Origin of the sequence: Streptococcus mitis (assembly GCF_001579035.1) — a bacterium.
In the GTDB taxonomy this organism is placed as follows: Bacteria; Bacillota; Bacilli; order Lactobacillales; family Streptococcaceae; genus Streptococcus; species Streptococcus mitis_J.
Map to the genome: position 1 here is coordinate 1 of NZ_KQ970337.1, position 347 is coordinate 347.

The 347-nt window shown below is 43.8% G+C and carries 1 pseudogene; it reads right to left on the reverse strand.

Annotated features, from left to right (window positions below):
* Window positions 1–88: 88 nt before the first annotated feature.
* Window positions 89–347: pseudogene (locus SMIDD26_RS10965) on the reverse strand (arginine repressor); the annotation flags it as partial.

Below are 347 nucleotides of genomic sequence, written 5' to 3' on the forward strand. Positions count from 1 at the left end.
TGCCTTCAGGTTGGCACGAACTAAAAAGGAAAATCCATCTCAGTAAAGAAGCTAAAAAGTCCCGTGCCTCATCAGACACGGGATTTTGTTATTCTTCAAAGAAAAATGGTGGAGCGAATTTTTTCAATTCTTCAAAGCATTTTTGAGCAGCTTCTGCATCTTCGCAGATGACGAGACAGACATCATCGCCACAGAGAGTAGCGATAGCGTCAGGGAAGCTCAAAGCATCAATGATAGAACCAAAGGATTGAGCCAGTCCAGGAAGGGTTTTTAGTAGGACTTGGTGTTGAACTGGGTGCATCAAGAAAGGGCGTCTTCCATGTAGAGTTCGAGACGTTTTCCCATTT